This is a genomic window from Fodinibius saliphilus (assembly GCF_005869845.1).
GTDB classification, from domain to species: Bacteria; Bacteroidota; Rhodothermia; order Balneolales; family Balneolaceae; genus Fodinibius; species Fodinibius saliphilus.
The window spans coordinates 371,000-389,023 of the sequence record NZ_VAWF01000003.1 but is presented as its reverse complement, the minus strand read 5'-3'; the positions used below and the strand labels follow the sequence as shown (position 1 = coordinate 389,023).

Sequence of the window (18,024 nt, the reverse complement as noted above, 5' to 3'; positions counted from 1 at the left end):
TTATTCATTTGAATTAAGATACCATAATATTTTCTTCTGGATACTTATATTTATTGGTATCCACTTTGGTTGCAAAAGCAGCCATAAAGGTGAGTATTCCCACTCTGCCTAAAAACATAGAAACCACAATAATAAACTTACCCCAAGATGTGAGATCGCCGGTAATTCCCCGGGTAAGTCCAACCGTGGCAAAGGCTGATACTTCTTCGAAGAACAGATCCATAAATGAGTGATTTTCCACCAACGTTAACAAAACTGTACTTACGCTAATACAAGAAGCAGCTAATAAAATCACGGTCATAGCCCGAAAAATTACGCGATTGGGCACCGTTCGCCTGAACATTTCCATTTTATCATATCCACGTACCGTCATCACAATAGACCGCATTACCACTGCAAAAGTTGTCGTTTTTATCCCACCTGCAGTCGACGCCGGTGATCCCCCGATAAACATAAGGGTAAGCATAACCAGTGTTGCTGTTATACCTATAGCCCCTATATCAATTGTATTAAAACCAGCAGTTCGCGTGGTGATGCTTTGAAACAGCGAAACCATAATCTTCTTTCCCCAAGCGAAGTCGGCCAGCGTATGATTCCACTCCATGGCTAAAACAAGCAGGGTTCCGGCTACAATAAGTACGGCCGTAGTTGTAAGCACCGTTCGGGTATGAATAGAAAGCCGGCGGCGCCATCGGGAGCGGTCTGTTCTTCTCCGAATCATCTCCCAAATAACGGTGAACCCCAGTCCTCCCAGCACAATTAAAGTCATAGTGGTGATGTTAATGGCCCAACTGGTGGCATTCGGACCATCTGCCAAACTGTTAGTAAACAGTGAAAAGCCTGCGTTACAAAAGGCTGAGATGGCATGAAATATTGAGAACAATATACGCTGACCATGGCTTGGAAAAGAGACGTCCCAGCTAACATAATACCCAATAGCTCCTATAGCCTCGACAACAAATGTGAATCCCACTACTCGTTTTAATGTAGCTGTAACTAAGCTGGTGTTGCTCTCCCCCACTACATCCCTTAACGTATTCATCTGGCCAACTCCCAGTCCCCCACTAATAAATAAAAAAAGGAAAGTGGCAAAAGTAATTATACCTATCCCACCGAGCTGGATCAGTGTGAGGATGATAAGCTCTCCAAACAACGTAAAGTGGGTAGCCGTATCAACAACAATAAGTCCCGTTACGCATACTGCGCTAGTGGAAGTAAATAGAGCATCAATAAAGATAAGTCCTTGCCCATTCTGCGTAGCTCCGGGCAACATAAGCAGAAAGGTGCCAGCAGCAATAAGTGACAAGAAACTATATACTAAAAACCGACCGGTATTTTTTTGTTGGCCCAGCAATTCCGGCAGATACTGCAAAAACTTTACCACTACGACAAAAAGCAGATAGCCTTTCAGTAACTGTAGGAATACTCCCTCGGCGTTGGGAGCATCCCCAGACAGATAGTCTATGATACCGATGGAGGAAATCCCGATATCGATTAATAAAAATACCGAAAATAGTGATACAACACCTTCGAACCAGCGTTTCTTGAGGTAGGTTTTCCGATCACTAGTCAAAACCAACCGCAGAACAAAGTTAGCAACAAAGCCAAGCAGGATCCATCCCTCAATCTGACTATTTAAATATACCAGTTCGGGAGTAAGTTCAAAACCAATGGGAATAAGTATGCTGACCACCACCAGCAGACTAAGCAATATACTGAATGCCCGCAAGTAAGGATGTGCTACCTTGTCAATCTCATAAATATCATCTTGCAAAAAATGAAAATTTAAATTGACGTCTTTTTTAAAGTTACGCCACCGGCGAAGTAAACTGATCCACTTTTGCTTCCAATTGTAGGGAAATTTCATGCCCGAACCTATTAACTTATGCGCATACTACAAATTTTTATTGCAGTCGCTCAATATCGAAATATTTTTCTAATTGATCATCCTTTGTTTCCTTGATGGTTTAATACAGTAGGTATGGCTTAGGCAACTCGACACTTCTCGTTGGATACGGGCAGTAGTTTTTTAGCCTATTTCTTTAACGCATACATAAACCAGGCGTTTTTCTAATTTAGGAGACCTTCATTTTTCAATATGGGAAACCCTTATAGCTAACAATGGTTAAGACAAAGGTACTCGCGCTAATCATAGAGTCAACCCCGATCATCTTAACATCAAAAAAGAAAGGTCGCGCCTCAAACCAACTTCTCCGAAAGAAACAGAAGACTCAGACTATTCAGACACAAAATATTAATTTATATACTTTGTCCTTATTTAAATTGCAATATCAAATCTAATTTTACTTCCTAGCTCGAGGCAAATATTTAGCAAAATTGCATACGCTGCCTGTATTGTTATCCGAAATGGATCTTTCTATACCTAGACTAAAACTTTGGGCCAAAATACGATAGGTATTAAAAGATGGGTAGCACAAGAGTCCTCTAGAGATAAGAAAAGTGGGCCCGGACGGATTTGAACCGCCGGCCAATCGATTATGAGTCGACTGCTCTAACCGCTGAGCTACGGGCCCTAATAGTCTTACTCTCAAAGAGCGCTAAATTTAAGGGATTGTCATTCACAATACAAGGATAACTCCACATTTTATATCAATCCTTGATGTTCCTTTGAGTTAATATAAGCCCGATATCTTATTAACTTTACAGGCCATCCCTACTCGCATACAATTTATCAATGCGTATTGTAGTGCTTCAAAAAAGTCTTAGAATTTCTGTTGTATAAGTAGAAATGATTACCTTATATTTAGCGTCTCTTAAACGATCGCCTTATTGTATCGTAAGAGTGATGCCCGAGTGGCGGAATTGGTAGACGCGTCGGACTTAAAATCCGATTGGTATTTAAATGCCAGTGCCAGTTCGAGTCTGGCCTCGGGTACTCGTAAAGCCTTGCTGCTCTATAAATTATTGAGCAGCAAGGCTTTTTTATTTATCTCCCCCACCTGCCGGATTTCTCATAGCCTCCTATTTTCGATTTATATCCCGAACATGTACATTATGTACAAACATACATACCCCATTTTACTATGGAAAATCTGACATCCAAACAGCAGCAATTTTATCAAAGCCTGGTTTCTTTTTTCCAGAAGCATTTGCGCCTGCCCAGTCACCGTGAGGCTGCTGAGCTCAATGACTTTAAATCAGCGAACAGTTCGGTACAATATCATCGTGCGCTGGTAAAAAAAGGATACCTCAAAAAAGACGGTTCCGAAAACTATACTTTTACCTCTGCCCTTGATATTTGGCCAGGAAACAAACCTGCATCAACTATTCCTATCTTGGGCGAAATCACGGCTGGGGCTATGCAAGAGGCGATTGAATCAGATATGGGGCAACTTACTTTTAAGTACCTTTTTCCCAATACCGAAAACATTTTTGCACTGCGCGTAAAAGGGATGAGTATGAAAGATCTGGATATTACAGATGGAGATTTTGTACTGCTTTCTCAAACGGAGATCCGAGATGGTGATATCGGAGCCGTACTTTATAATGATGAAACTACGCTCAAACGCATCCATAAAGAAGAGAATAGCCTGCGGATGGAGCCGGCTAACCCTGAATACGATGACATTATAATAGTGCCAGATGAAGCTGAGGAAGTACGGATCTTGGGCAAATATGTGGGACATATGAACGAACAAGGCATATTTAAGTCACCGTATTAAAGCCAAAAAGGATACAGAGCTCAGGATGTGGGAGAATTAGGGTTAGATGTGAGAGGTTCCCGGGCGACGATTATTCGTCATCTGGTGGTACTTTATATTTTACACTAGATCAACTGGTAACTGCCACTGTTCACCTGAGCAGCATACCCGCCTCTTCATAGACAAGATACCACCCAACCTTACGCGTATCAAAAACGATATCCAGATAGCGATCGTCATCGGTTTGCAGGGTAATATGAATCTGCTTATGTCCATGCCCTACCGGTTCTTCATGGCACTTTCGTATTTTCTGAACCTTATGCACCTGCCCATTTTGGCGCAGTATCTTGACCGGCTCCAATCGCCGGCTAATGCCTCGCTTCGTATCCGCAAAGGATGCTACCGTTGTTATCACGATTAACGGTTCCGGCTCATTTTGTTTTTTTGGGCTGTCCCCCATTACTCACACCTTTCATTCTATTGACTAAATTTATATTATGTACGTATGTACATATAATTTACATCATTGATAGACTCATTGTCAACATGGATCTGCAAAATAATCTTCCGCCTAGCCTGCCCGATCCGGGGAAGTACCAGCTAAGTAAAAACGTGCATAATATTACGCGCTACCAGACCGTAGCAGCTGATATGCAACATCCCGGAAATAAGCCGCGGCTTTATGTTCATATCGATATGAACGCCTTCTATGCGCAAGTTGAGCAGCTCTGTTACAATCTCTATGGTATGCCAGTGGCCGTGGGCGGCTGGCGTAAAGAAGATGGCACTGTTAAGGGAATTGTCGCAACAAGCTCGTATGAAGCGCGTGCATTAGGCGTAAAAACCGCGATGAGTGCCCTGGAAGCCTATAAACTCTGTCCCTATATCATTTTTAAACAAGTAGATTACGAGAAGTATCGAGCTTATAGCAAACGAATAAAAAAAGTACTTGATACTTTTTCGCCGGATGTAGAAGCCTACAGCATGGATGAATTTTTTATGGATATTACCTGGAAAAAAGACGACCCTCGGGATGAGCTACTGGAATTCGGCTGGAATATAAAAGAAGCGATCCTGAACGAGACACAACTTAAGTGCAGCGTCGGCATATCTACTTCAAAAACCTATTCCAAACTGGCCTCCGATATCGATAAGCCAGATGGCCTTACCGTCATAACGCAACAAGATGAGATAGAAAATCGGATCTGGCCCATATCACTGGATGAGGTGTGGGGTATTGGTCGTCGGCGATATGAAAAGCTAAAATCACGAGGCGTATCAACTATTGGAGATGCTGTTGATAAAGGATATCCGCTCTTCCAAAAGTTATTTGGACAATACTTCGGAAAAATGCTTTGGCGAACAGCAGCCGGGAAAGATCGTGCCATTGTCAGCGACGACAGCGAATACGTTCCGGAGCGCGTATCCTATGGGCATACCTTCTCTACCTGGACCGATGACCCATGGAAGGTTGCCGGGGAGTTTGCCAAAGCTACCAAGCAGGTCTGCTACCGCCTGCGCGGGTATGGCAAAAAGTCTGATAAATTTTTCGGTAATGTCCGTTTCCAGGGGCCTCAAAAAGATGGATTTTCTTTCACTTTTCGTGCACCGGGATTAACGAACCTTGATGATTATGTCCTCCGTAACTGCCTGCAAAAAGTGATGCCCATACTTTTTTATTGTAAAAAGCGGGGAAAAAAGTTTAGAGCTATTATCCTAGGTACTACAGAATTGAACATGACTACACAAATGGAACTTTTTTTCCAGGAAAACCCGCGCCTACAACGACTACATCAAGCCATGGATTACCTCAACAATCGCTTTGGGTTAGATACTGTAGACCACGGCATGAGTCAATACGATGTTAAAGGACATACTCATTTCAAAGAACGATCGATATAATAACAGAACTATTCGGCAAAGTTTTACTGAATGATAACACAGTCATATTGATTATTATACTCTTAGTCCAGATACTGTTTGAACAGTAAGTCAATAAGTACCGAACTGCCTTTTAACCCTGTATCACGCACTTATCTCTTCTGCTATTACTTACTATCTTTTTTAGTGCCAAAAGCTGTGTATCCTAAAATAGTTCAGACAGATATGAGTTCACTTTCCACTTCCGAAAAAAAGCGACTTCAAGAATTAGCTTCATATGATATTCTTACCGAAGATATCCAAGATCAACTAGACCACCTTACTGAACTGGCTTCATGTATTTGTGAGACTCCAATTTCACTAATCAACCTATTGGATGCGAAGTACCAGATTACAAAATCCAGCCAGGGATGGAATATTGATACTATCTCACGAGAATCAAGCTTTTGTCAATACACTATTGAAGAGTCAGACTTTATGATTGTTGAGGATGCGAAAACGGATGAGCGTTTTCGTAATAGCCCCTATGTAAAGACAGAACCAAACATCCGTTTTTATGCCGGGGTTCCCTTATGTACTGAGAATGGGTATAACCTGGGGGCTATCTGTGTAATCGATAACAGGCCCCGAACATTATCTGATGAACAAGAAAGGATGTTGAAATTATTAGCTAAAGAAGCTGTCTCACAGCTTGAGCTTATAAAGAATAAAAAACAGCTGGAGAAACAGAATAAAGAGCTTAGAAAAGCAGATATTTTCATCAAAAACTCTTCCGATATTCAAGCTATCATAGATTCGGAGACTTTGCATATCCTGGAAGTCAATTCTGAGGCTTTCAATGAAATAGGCGGTAACAAAGAAGATTTTATTGGCAAACCGTTCGGAAATCGTATTGCAGACAAAGAGATGCGATCCGAGATTTTAAGTTTTTTGAAACAGAAAGAGAAAACATCTAGTTCTTTTACGGCTCCCGTTAAACGCAAAGATGGGAGCATCTTATACCTTGAACATACTTTCTCTTTACATAACGGAAAGTGGTTTATGACAGCACGTGATATAACCCAACGTCAAAAAGCGCAACAAAAACTAAAAAATGAAAAAAGGCTGAGTAACGAAATTATCAATAGCCTGCCGACGATGTTTTTTATGTTTGATGAAAATCAGAATCCCCTTCGATGGAACGATATGGTTACTAAAGTCACCAAGCTTAATGATCAACAGATCGCTTATTCTGATCCTCTGGACTTTTTTCCCGAGGAGCATAAGCAGTATGTACAGACTAAAATAGAACGGTTATTTAGCGGTACACCAGTCACACTTGAAACAGAATTACTCACGGCCGACAACAATAAAATTCCATTCCTACTTAGCGCCGTACCCTTTACGAGAGATGCAAACACGTACATGATAGGTACCGGATTAGATATTTCTGAACTAAAAGAGTATCAAGAACAATTGAAAAATTCTCTTAGCGAAAAAGAAGTATTATTGAAGGAAATCCACCACCGGGTAAAAAATAACCTGGCTGTAATTTTAAGCTTGTTGCAACTGGAAGAGTTTACAACCGGCAATAAACAGGTGCAACAAGTATTGAGAAGTAGTCAGCTTCGGATTCAATCGATGGCTACTGTTCACGAGATTCTTTACAACACGGAAGATCTTAGCACTCTCCCTTTTAAAGGATTTGTCTCTAAGATTATAAGTTCTACACAAAAAATTTATGATGAATCATCGACCAATATCTCCTTTGATTTAAATATTGGTGAGGTGAAACTAAATATTAACCAAGCCATTCCCTGTGGACTTATTATAAGTGAACTTATCACCATTGCATATGACAATGCAGAAGAAGGGTCGAAAGAACAAATACTAGGCATTTCTCTAACAATTGAAGATCGTAAAGTTATATTGGCAGTTAATGCTTTCGATAATATTTTGTCCAATGCGTTTTCAGAAAATCAGGAAACCAGCTATACGCTTATCCAAACTCTTATTCAGCAATTAGACGCTACCATTGATATTCAGCCAAATAACGATACCTCTATTCTTATTACATTTACCAAAAATAATAATAAGGGATCAAGTAGTACTATAGATCTCTAACTTTATTCCGAACAAACATCCTACTGCCCTTCAGTATTCCATCCATCCTTTTATAGACACCTATTTGTTTAACAACAGGCACTTAAAAAGTGCTTCTGTATGTAACAACTATTTACATTTTTTGGGTTAAGATTTTCCTCCCATCACCGATAACGATAAAGTATAAAGTATAGCTTAGAATTATCATCAACCATTATGCCCCTGCGTGAAAAAATCAACACTGATCTCTAAGCGCTTTCTTTGAACTAACCATTTTTAACGACTGAAATTATGAGTTCAAACACCCCCCAAAAGCGGCTAGTAGAACTAGAATCATTTAACATTATTGAGAAAGAGATTGAGGAGACCCTTAATGGATTAACAAAACTTGCCTCCGCAATTTGTGACACTCCTTTTGCACTGATAAACTTGTTAGACTCTCACCAGCAAATTACACAGTCGGGTAATGGCATTGACATACCTGCTATTCCCAAAGAAGAGAGTTTCTGCCAATATGCGATCAAAGGTGAAGGCATCATGATCGTTGAGGACACGCTCATGGACCTTCGTTTCAAAGACAGCCCCTATGTAGAACAGGGTATCCGGTTTTATGCCGGCGTACCCTTGAAAACCGAGAAGGGATTCAATTTAGGCACTATATGTGTTATCGATAACAAGCCTCGCCAACTAACTGATCAACAGGTCCAAAGTCTTAAACTGTTGGGCAAAGAAGTAGTTGATCAGTTTACTTTAATAAAGAAGAACTCTCAGTTAGAGGCACGAAATAAACGCCTTAATAATGCCGATAAATTTCTGGACAACTCCTCTGATCTCCAGACAATTATTGATACGTCTTCTCTAAAGATCCTCGAATGTAATGATGAGACTCTCAATACGTTGGATATTGATAAGGAAAAACTTATTGGCACATCCTTCGCTGATCAACTTATTGATGGACCTGCCAAAAAGAAAGCAATCAATTTTCTAACACAATCCCAGAAAAAGAAAGAAACCTTTATTGCCCCTGTTGAGATAGCAAACCAGCAAATAGTTTACTTGGAATTTACCTTTTCCAGGTTCTTTGATCGCTGGTTCATAACGGGCAGAGATATTAGTGACCAAGAAAAGACCCTCCGCGCACTGCAAGAGTCGCAAATCAAGAAAGAGACCATTTTAAACTCGGCCTCTGATTGTATCATCACTATTAACCGGCATGGCGAAATCATCCAGTTCAATTCAGCCGCAGAACAAACGTTTCAATACAATAAAAAGGAAATTATTGGAAAATCAATGCCTCAAACGCTTATCCCTCCTCCTTATCGCAAGGAACATGAAGAAGGGATAAAGCGCTATCTTGAAACGAAGAATAGCCCTATCATCGATACGCTTATTGAGATGCCTGCCTTACGTAAAGATGGCTCAAAGTTTCCCATTGAATTGCAAATAAGCTACATTAAAGATAGTAATCCCGCCCAATTTTTGTATATCCTTCGTGACATTTCCGAACGCAGAGAAACCCAGGATAAGCTCAAAAAAACGCTTACTAACCTTAACCTTGGTCAAGAGCTGGCAGAGGTTGGTAGCTGGCGATGGGAGGTAGTAAAAAATAGCATGGAGTGGTCAAAAAAGACTTACGACATCTATGACTTTGATATCAAACAGAAACCTTCCCTAGAATTGCTTCTAGATCGGGTACATCCCAAAGATAACAAGCGGGTTAAAAAGTTACTTTCAGATATCATGAAAGGAGATCTCATTAAAGATTTTGAACACCGTATTCTCACTCCCGACGGTACTACCAAGTGGGTGCGCCATTCCATTAAAACTATTTATGGCCCCGGAAACAAACCACTTGAGGCCAATGGTGCGGTCCAAGATATTACCAAACAAAAGAAAACGCAGTTCAAACTCGAACGAGAAAAAAAACTAAGTGATAAAATCATTAACAGCCTGCCTATATCGTTCTTTATGTTCGATAGTAGTGGAAATCCTATTCGATGGAACGACCAGATCCGGGAAATAACGGGTTACAATGAACAAGAGATCTCATATATGAACCCGCGAAAATTTATTGCTGAACAACATCGACCCTATGTAGAAAAAGCACTACAAAAAGTATTTAAAAAGGGCGAAGTAATGGGCGAAGCTAATTTAAAAACACGGGATGGCACAAAAATCCCACACCTTTTTAGTACCAGTTCATTCCAAAGCGGAGATCAAAGCTTTTTTATAGGTACAGCGCAAAATATTGCAGACTTAAAAGAATATGAACAGCAGCTGGAGGTCTCTCTAAAAGAAAAGAAAGTATTATTATCAGAGATCCATCATCGTGTAAAAAATAATCTGGCGATCATTTCCGGCCTGTTACAGCTTGAATGTTTAAAGACCCAGAATGATAACACAAAAAATATATTAGCCAACAGCCAACTTCGTATTCAATCAATGGCTACCGTCCATGAAATGCTGTACCAAGCCCAAGACTTTAACAATCTCCGCTTCGGTGATTTCGTTTCTAAAACAATTCAGTCCATAAAAAGTATTTACCAGCAAAAACATTCTGATATCACATTTGAAGTATCAGTGAGCGATATTCAACTCAACGTCAACCAAGCTATTCCTTGCGGACTTATCATCAATGAAATAGTGACCAATGCCTATAATAATGCTTTTCCCAATGACAAAGGTACTATTGAAATTTTACTCGAAGAACATAAACGTGATGTAACCCTTCATATTAAAGATAATAGCAAAGGACTGCCCAATGACTTTTCGCTTTCTAACAGCAATTCTATTGGGTTCTCACTTATTAAAACTCTGGCTCAGCAACTGGAAGCAGAAATAGAAGTACGATCAGAAGAAGGCACCGAATTCATTATTAGCTTTGAAAAACAAAATGTGAAAGGGGCAGGCAGCTCCTTACAAATTTAACTGACAAGAAAAGAACCCTGAAAGGGTCTACCCAGATACTTGCTGATTAACCGTTATTTTCCTGTATATTCCCTTTCTTACGTGCTCGGTTTAAATAAAAAAGGTCTGTAGTTTTTTTTGTATTTCCAATAAAATACCCATACCGTTGAGTACTACATATTGAATATTTTATACACTCTGTGTGTACAATTTGGTTGGGTTACATAAAATTGATTGTCTTATCTCTCGATTTTTCTATTTTTAGAATTGTTATCATGAATTGATCACATTTTTATGGGCACAAAAGAAAAGAATGTCATAATTGTTGAAGACGATCTCATTCTAAATCTCTTGTATGAGAGTTATCTTGAACGACTTGGCTTTCAAACAGAAGGGGAACTGGTTTACGGCAAAACTGCTATTGAGACCGCACAAAAAATTGATCCGGATCTTATTGTGATGGACATCTCTCTGGAAGGTGATATTGACGGTATTGATGCAATGCTGGAAATTCGTAAATTTTCAGACGTTCCCGTAATTTATATCACCGGTAATTCTGACCCCTACCACGTAGAACGAGCCGAAGCTACCAATTATCTCGACTACCTCACTAAACCCATTGAGTTTGATGATCTTAAGAAGGCCATATCAAAACACTTTTCTCTCGATTCATAGCAAATTCCATATCTTTTATAACTAAAAAAGTTACGACCTACTTTCCTTATGGTACAGCTAGTATCTTCTCGCAATATTTCTGTTGCTATTATAATGTTATTTGTATTTTTCTCAGGCTGTACGGGAATGCAACAAGCGACAGATGCCCCACAAAATGAAGATACCTCCCAACAAGGGCAGCAGGAGAAGTTTCACAAACTACCTTCTGAAATGAATCGGTCGGTGGCTAACCCCATTTCCAATGAGATCCCAACCTCCTTTTTCAATGCTGTGGAACTGGATACCCGAACGATGTCGGGAAAGCCGGGACCGGACTATTGGACACAACGTGCACATTATAACATTGATGCAGAATTAATCCCTGCCGATACCCTGCTAAAAGGAAGTAGCACAATCACCTACTACAACAATTCGCCGGATACCCTCAGGAATCTGTTTATGGAGCTGGCTCAGAACCTCCACAAAAAAGGAGTACAACGCAGTAGTAAACAAGAAGTAACAGGGGGAATAAACCTCCATAAAGTAACCGTCAATAGTAAAGAGCTATCACCAATACAGATGCGCAGTGCTCCCAGCGGATTTTCAGTCAATGGAACTCAAATGGTTGTTCGCCCCGATGAACCTTTGGCGCCCGGTGACAGTACCAATATTAGTATAGATTGGGATTTTAAAGTACCTAAAACCGGGGCAGACGGACGGATGGGATATAGCAAAGACAACCTATATTATATTGCCTATTGGTATCCTCAGATGCGCGTTTACGATGATGTGAACGGCTGGTTTACGGATCCTTTTACCGGTAATGCTGAATTTTATCACGATTTCGCCTCCTATAATGTAGATATTACCGTACCCGAACAATGGATGGTTGCCTCTACCGGAAGACTCCAGAACAGTAAAAGCATCCTCAAGGAGGATATCCATCAACGTCTCACTAAGGCTCACCAAAGTGACAGTGTCGTTCATGTGGTAACCAAAGATGACTTTGGGGCTGTCACTAAATCTACAAAAAACGGTAAAATTACATGGAACTTTGAGGCCGAAAAGGTTCGAGACTTTGCTTTTAGTGTTACTAAAGAATCGCTTTGGGATGCTACACGAGCCAGTGTTGGAGATCGTGACGGTGATGAAAGTGATGACTTTTCCAGCATTAATGCCATCTACCGCAGCTCAGCCCCCTTGTGGACAAATGCTGCTAAATTTACCAGGCATGCAATCACTTTTCTATCAGATTATACCGGATTAGCCTATCCCTGGCCACATATGACTTCTGTTGAAGGTGGAGGCATTATTGGTGGCGGCATGGAGTTCCCCATGATTACGATCATTGGAGATTATAAAGGACGGAGGGCCCAATCTCTATATGCTGTTATTGCACATGAACTAGCCCATATGTGGGTACCCATGCAGATCAGTACAAATGAACGTCGCTACGCCTGGATGGATGAAGGAACTACTACTTTTAACGAAAATCAGGCCAAAAAAACGTACTACCCCGACAAGCCAAACTTTGACATTAATGATATGCAAAGTTACTTGCGTATCACCTATACAGATATTGAAGGCCCCATTATGCGCTGGTCTGACTATCACTACAACAGCTTTGCTTACTCAAAAGCTTCATATCCCAAACCAGCTACCATGCTCGTAAGCTTACGTAATTTACTGGGAGAAGAAACATTTAATAAAGCATACCACACCTTCCTTGAACGATGGCGTTACAAATATCCGTACCCTTGGGACATGTTTAATACCTTTGAAGATGTGTCGGGACAAGATCTCGATTGGTTCTGGAGAAGCTGGTATTACGAAACCTGGACCCTGGACCATGCAATAGCTGATGTGACAGTGCGAGCAAATAGCAGTCGTATTACTATCCATGATAACGGATTAGCACCGATGCCGGCAATTATTGCCATCACTCTTTCAGACGGATCGACAGTAATGCGCAAAATCCCCGTTGACAAATGGCTCAAAGGAGCAACAAAAGCTAGTATCACCGTTGAGGGCCTAGCCACTAAAGTTGTTATCGATCCTGAAAAACTTTACCCAGATACTAATCGCGGAAATAATCGATGGGAAAAGTAGCATAAATTCTTCCAATATCAGTTAAAAGGGCAACGAATCTGGTGTCCTCTTGTTATTTTGGACAAAAAAGTTATTAAATTCCGTAAATAATCGGAGTTATTGAATTCGTTACCTTTTAAATTTTCTTATTTTAGGTGCTTGGTATCTCACAGTTTTATCATTTACTAATAAACTTTATATGAAGCGTTACGGATCACTTCGATGGATACTGCTTGCCGCCGGTATTGTCGCTATTATCGGGCTTACCGGGATGAATGTATATTCACTGTATGCCCTTCATGAAAACACGCTGGAATCGAACCGGGAAAATAAAAAGCTGCAGATTGCTGAATTTTCTGACAAAATCCGATATCGTTTTTTCGAATCATACTATGGGCTTGGCTCTACAGATATAAAACATCTGAAATCTACTTTCCGAAAAACAGGACAATTTTCAAAAGAAGTAGTATCGCTACTCAATGAAGCAGCCCATGATAGTATTTATGATGATATTTATTTTATTCCTACGGGTTCCGGAATTTGCAAGAACAACAAAGCAATTCTAAAGTATGATGAACAGCTTGAGAAGTTTATCCGAACATCCACTTACCCCAGAGAAGTAGTCTGTGATGGGATGGGCATTACACGCACACAGATGAAAACTCTCATCGATGAATACCGATATAGTAACAAAGTCATTTTTGACTCGCATCGTAGTGTTACAATCGCGATCATCGACCCTTCCGAAAAAAGTATTTTTGGCTACCTTACCATGCCATTCAACCAAGATTATCTACGCAACGAATACTTGCCCCAAAAACTGGTTGAGAAGTTCGGAACGACGAATCAATCAGATATGCATGTTTGGCTTCGCGACTGGGTCAATAATGAAATTATTGCCAGCAGTGACACTACGGTAAAATATGATCACGAAAAAGTACATTTCGAACAGGATTTCCCAAGTTTATTTGATTATTGGGAACTGCAAGTCTCATTTACGGATCAATCTGCTGTTGCTGCTTCTAATGCCTCACTTATCAAAAATATCGTCGTTTTGGCAGCTGCCATGCTTCTATTGCTAGGATCACTTGTCTTTATGTTTAGATCCGCCCAAAAAGAACGTGCACTCGCAGAACGTCAAGCAGGTTTTTTGGCCAATGTTACCCACGAACTAAAAACCCCCTTGGCAGTGATGCAAGCTGCTGGAGAAAATCTGGCTGACGGTCGTGTTACTGATAAAACAAGGCTTAAAAATTATGGGAATCATATTTTTAATGAAGCAATACGCCTCCGGAAGATGATTGAAAAGCTTCTGGATGTTGCCAAAGCAGATGCTGGACAATCACTGGTAGAACCTGAACCTATTGATTTGAGTGAAAAGTTGTACTCTTATATTGATGAACATGAAGAATACATTGAGAAGAAAGGTTTTACCCTCCGCACTACCATTGAAGATGATATACCCATGGCAATGGTCGATCCCAACAGCTTTGAAACCATTGTCAGTAATCTTGTAGAAAACGCGATTAAGTATAGTACCGATGAAAAGTTTATTCACATTCGACTAACAGTCAAAAATGAAAACTTGGTATTCCAAATAGAAGACCACGGAGTAGGGATGAAACAGAAAGTCATCTCTCAAATCTTCGAAAAGTTTTTCCGTGCTGAGGATACGTTAACAGCCAAAACGAAAGGACATGGGCTCGGCCTGTCTATTGTCAACAACCTTGTTGAGCTGAATGATGGTGAAATTACCGTCTCCAGTGAACCTGGTAAAGGCTCAACTTTTACCATTAGCTTTCCTGCTATCCTTGAAGAAAAAGATACTACCAAACAACACACCCCATCATATTCTTCTGAATCTGATTCATTAAATAAGGAGTCTGAAACATATGTCAACTGATTCTAAAAAGATTGTAATCGTCGAAGACGAACCAAGTTTAGTTTTTACCTTACAAGATACCCTGGAGAATGAAGGCTACGATGTATATGTAGCCAACAAGGGAGATAAAGCGGTAAATATCGTCAAGAAGGAAAATCCTGACCTGATGGTTCTTGACCTTATGCTACCGGGAATGAGCGGCTTTGACGTATGCCGAAAAGTTCGAGGGATGAACTATACCTTTCCCATCATAATTTTAACTGCTCGTGACCAAGAAATCGATAAAGTCACGGGGTTAAACATCGGGGCTGATGATTATATGACCAAGCCCTTTGGAGTTAAAGAGCTGTTAGCACGTATCCAGGCACGATTACGCCGCTCCGAAGAATATGCCAGTGCAACACCTATTAATGAGGTGGATCTAGATCCTATCAAAATCAATCTCAAAGATGCCGTAGCGGAACATCCTGAGGACGGAAAACTAGAGCTCACTACTCGTGAAGTGGAACTTATTCGATACTTGGTTGCTCATGCTAATGAACCGGTATCACGAGATGCTCTGCTCGAGAACGTTTGGCGATATGAGTTTAGCACAAATACACGCACAGTAGACGTCCACATTTCCAAACTGCGATCAAAAATTGAAATGCATCCCGATGATCCAAAATATCTGGTCACACTCCACGGAGTAGGATATATGCTGAAAATGAGTTAATACTCCCCTGCTTTCTGTTACCCCTTTGAGATAACTGAATCTTTATTAAGGTCCTGTACAAACTGGGGAAAACCGCTGATCTGTGTCATTAGAAGTTGTTGCTGGAGTTCATCTTTAATTCCCCCTTCATCATCAAAATTTTCGGTAACTCGGGGAATAAAGACCCGTTCTGGAAATATATGGGCATGCCGATAACCAAGCACCTGCTGCAACTGTTCTACGGCCCGCAATGCCCCAAAAGCACCACTGGCTTCACCTACCAACGCAATCGGTTTCTTTTCTAAACTACCTGGAAAAGGAAAGTAATCAATAAACAGCTTTAAGATACCGGGATAACCGCCATTATACTCTGGGCATACAATAACGAGACCTTCTGCTGAAACAGCCCGGCTTACAAAAGCCTCAACCTCAGGCAAATCTTCTCCATACCGCCCGCCAATAACCTGCTCGGCAGGAAAATTCTGCAAATCAATAATTCCTGCATCAACACCTTCATCGCGATATTTCTTCTGGATATATTTTGATATCCGCAGAGCATTAGATCCCGGGCGGTCGGTACCGCTTATAATTTGTAAATCAAGCATAAAAATGTAGACTAAAAACTGAATTATTGATGATCAAAGATACAATTTCTTATATAAAGTACAGGAGGCCTATTCCTTAGCAGATTTGGCATATGCTTCTTTAATTGTTTCCAACCGTTTCCAAAGCTTACTTTCACGTCCTATGTTGCCGGGGTCATACCATCCTTTCTCTTTAACTTCTTCAGGCAAATAGTCTTGAGGTATCCAGTGATGATCATAAGAGTGAGGATAATGATAATCATCTGATGCATTTTCAACTCCCAAGTATCTCGATTGCTTTGAGTTTGCTGTTTTATCTCTTAGGTGCGAAGGCACAGGACCAATACCATTATTTTTAATTTCGCTCCGTACCGAAAACACTGCCCCGGTACTATTACTCTTAGGAGCCAGTGCCAGGTATATACAGGCATGAGCCAAAAAATAAAGACCTTCGGGCATCCCGCACTTTGTAAAAGCCTCATGGGCCGAATTTACCACTGACAACGCATGTGGATCTGCCATCCCCACATCCTCTGACGACTGAATAATCATGCGACGGAATAAGAAGTTAGGGTCTTCGCCCCCCTCCAGCATTGCAACCATCCAGTACAGGGCAGCATCCACATCGGACCCCCGCAACGACTTGATAAAAGCCGAAGCATAATGGTAGTGTTCATCTCCAGTACCGTCATACCGTACACCACGCCGCTGAATACACTCCTTGGCGATATCCAGGTCAATATGGATCACGCCATCCTCATCGGCATCACTGGAAAGCACCGCTACTTCCAGGGCATTAATAGCATTCCTGATATCTCCACCTGCAAACTCTGCAAGGTGGTCTTTAGCAGCATCCGTCACCTCTACCTTTTTACCCCCCAGCCCACGCTTCTTATCGTCCAGTGATCGGTCAATCATGGTAAGCACATGATCTTTGGTTAAATCATACAGCTCAAAAAGCTGACAACGTGATAACAGCGGACTTACCAACGAATAAAAAGGATTTTCAGTGGTCGCTCCGATCAAAGTGATAACCCCCGACTCCAGGTGAGGCAACAGTGCATCTTGTTGGGCTTTGTTCCAACGATGAATTTCATCCACAAAAAGAATAGTTTTTTGTTCATTCATCTGCTGCATTTTCTCAGCCTTGGCTACTACTTTCCTCAGATCCTTAATACCATCGAGTACCGCATTTAACTCTATATACTGGGCATTAATTTCCCGGGAAATTACATGGGCCAACGTCGTTTTACCAGAGCTTGGCGGACCATAGAAAATAAGTGACCCGATTACACCGGATTCAATCATACGCCGCAGCATCTTGCCTTCACCGACAATATGATTTTGGCCTACGAATTCTTCAAGCGAACGCGGACGCATTCTTGTAGCCAACGGCTCATGAGGATTTACGAAATCGGATTGCTGACCTTTTTGTTGGTCCGCATCCTCGTTGAAAAGATCCATGAATCAATTAAGGATTAAGAATTGGGAATAAGCGCTAATATTCATTGCAACAATAAAACAGAAATAAATATTAATAAATTCTGGCTAAGTATCTGCTCACTCCATCACAATCAGCTTATAGACGGG

The 18,024-nt window shown here is 40.9% G+C and carries 12 protein-coding genes and 2 tRNA genes; 9 read left to right on the top strand and 5 right to left on the bottom strand.

All coding sequences use genetic code 11. The annotated features are described in order from the left end of the window. Positions 1-13: 13 nt before the first annotated feature. Together FCN14_RS12280 and FCN14_RS12275 are read right to left on the bottom strand one after the other, a co-directional pair. On the bottom strand, positions 14-1,867 hold the full coding sequence (locus tag FCN14_RS12280) for a TrkH family potassium uptake protein (RefSeq protein ID WP_138431568.1): 1,854 nt from the start codon (positions 1,865-1,867) through the stop codon (positions 14-16). A gap of 594 nt (positions 1,868-2,461) precedes the next feature. Continuing rightward, positions 2,462-2,534, bottom strand: a tRNA-Ile gene (locus FCN14_RS12275). A 274-nt stretch (positions 2,535-2,808) separates the two neighbouring features. On the opposite strand from FCN14_RS12275, the gene FCN14_RS12270 reads away from it, so the two are divergent. Then, positions 2,809-2,896: transfer RNA gene (locus tag FCN14_RS12270), tRNA-Leu, on the top strand. A gap of 148 nt (positions 2,897-3,044) precedes the next feature. Then, a complete protein-coding gene (gene lexA, locus FCN14_RS12265) occupies positions 3,045-3,683 on the top strand; it encodes a transcriptional repressor LexA (RefSeq protein WP_138431567.1) in 639 nt (212 codons plus the stop codon). A 130-nt stretch (positions 3,684-3,813) separates the two neighbouring features. Here the strand turns inward: lexA and FCN14_RS12260 are convergent, their stop codons facing one another. After that, the gene (locus tag FCN14_RS12260) at positions 3,814-4,122 is read right to left on the bottom strand and encodes a hypothetical protein (protein ID WP_171032914.1); all 309 of its coding nucleotides are present in this window, start codon (positions 4,120-4,122) and stop codon (positions 3,814-3,816) included. An 86-nt stretch (positions 4,123-4,208) separates the two neighbouring features. Here FCN14_RS12260 and FCN14_RS12255 point away from each other — a divergent pair, with 86 nt between their 5' ends. The 7 genes from FCN14_RS12255 (at position 4,209) to FCN14_RS12225 (ending at position 15,871) form a co-directional block, all read left to right on the top strand. After that, positions 4,209-5,564 (top strand): Y-family DNA polymerase, encoded by a 1,356-nt coding sequence (locus tag FCN14_RS12255; protein ID WP_171032913.1) that lies wholly within the window; start codon positions 4,209-4,211, stop codon positions 5,562-5,564. Positions 5,565-5,768: 204 nt separating this feature from the next. Continuing rightward, positions 5,769-7,646: a histidine kinase dimerization/phosphoacceptor domain -containing protein gene (locus FCN14_RS12250; RefSeq protein WP_138431564.1), complete on the top strand. Its 1,878-nt coding sequence runs from the start codon at positions 5,769-5,771 to the stop codon at positions 7,644-7,646. Between the two features lie 270 nt (positions 7,647-7,916). After that, positions 7,917-10,553 carry a PAS domain S-box protein gene (locus FCN14_RS12245; RefSeq protein WP_138431563.1) on the top strand — a complete coding sequence of 879 codons (2,637 nt, stop codon included), beginning with the start codon at positions 7,917-7,919 and terminating at the stop codon, positions 10,551-10,553. Positions 10,554-10,826: 273 nt separating this feature from the next. After that, positions 10,827-11,207, top strand: a complete 381-nt coding sequence (locus FCN14_RS12240; protein ID WP_138431562.1) for a response regulator — start codon at positions 10,827-10,829, stop codon at positions 11,205-11,207. A gap of 48 nt (positions 11,208-11,255) precedes the next feature. Then, positions 11,256-13,295 carry a M1 family metallopeptidase gene (locus FCN14_RS12235; protein ID WP_138431561.1) on the top strand — a complete coding sequence of 680 codons (2,040 nt, stop codon included), beginning with the start codon at positions 11,256-11,258 and terminating at the stop codon, positions 13,293-13,295. Between the two features lie 178 nt (positions 13,296-13,473). Continuing rightward, positions 13,474-15,177: a sensor histidine kinase gene (locus tag FCN14_RS12230; protein WP_138431560.1), complete on the top strand. Its 1,704-nt coding sequence runs from the start codon at positions 13,474-13,476 to the stop codon at positions 15,175-15,177. Further along, complete coding sequence (locus tag FCN14_RS12225; protein WP_138431559.1) at positions 15,167-15,871, top strand: response regulator transcription factor; 705 nt, start codon at positions 15,167-15,169, stop codon at positions 15,869-15,871. Before FCN14_RS12230 ends, FCN14_RS12225 begins: the two co-directional genes overlap by 11 nt. A gap of 17 nt (positions 15,872-15,888) precedes the next feature. Here FCN14_RS12225 and FCN14_RS12220 read toward each other — a convergent pair whose 3' ends face one another. Together FCN14_RS12220 and FCN14_RS12215 are read right to left on the bottom strand one after the other, a co-directional pair. Further along, positions 15,889-16,455: an NADPH-dependent FMN reductase gene (locus FCN14_RS12220; protein WP_138431558.1), complete on the bottom strand. Its 567-nt coding sequence runs from the start codon at positions 16,453-16,455 to the stop codon at positions 15,889-15,891. 69 nt (positions 16,456-16,524) lie between these two features. Continuing rightward, positions 16,525-17,898 (bottom strand): replication-associated recombination protein A, encoded by a 1,374-nt coding sequence (locus tag FCN14_RS12215; RefSeq protein WP_138431557.1) that lies wholly within the window; start codon positions 17,896-17,898, stop codon positions 16,525-16,527. Between the last annotated feature and the right edge of the window lie 126 nt (positions 17,899-18,024).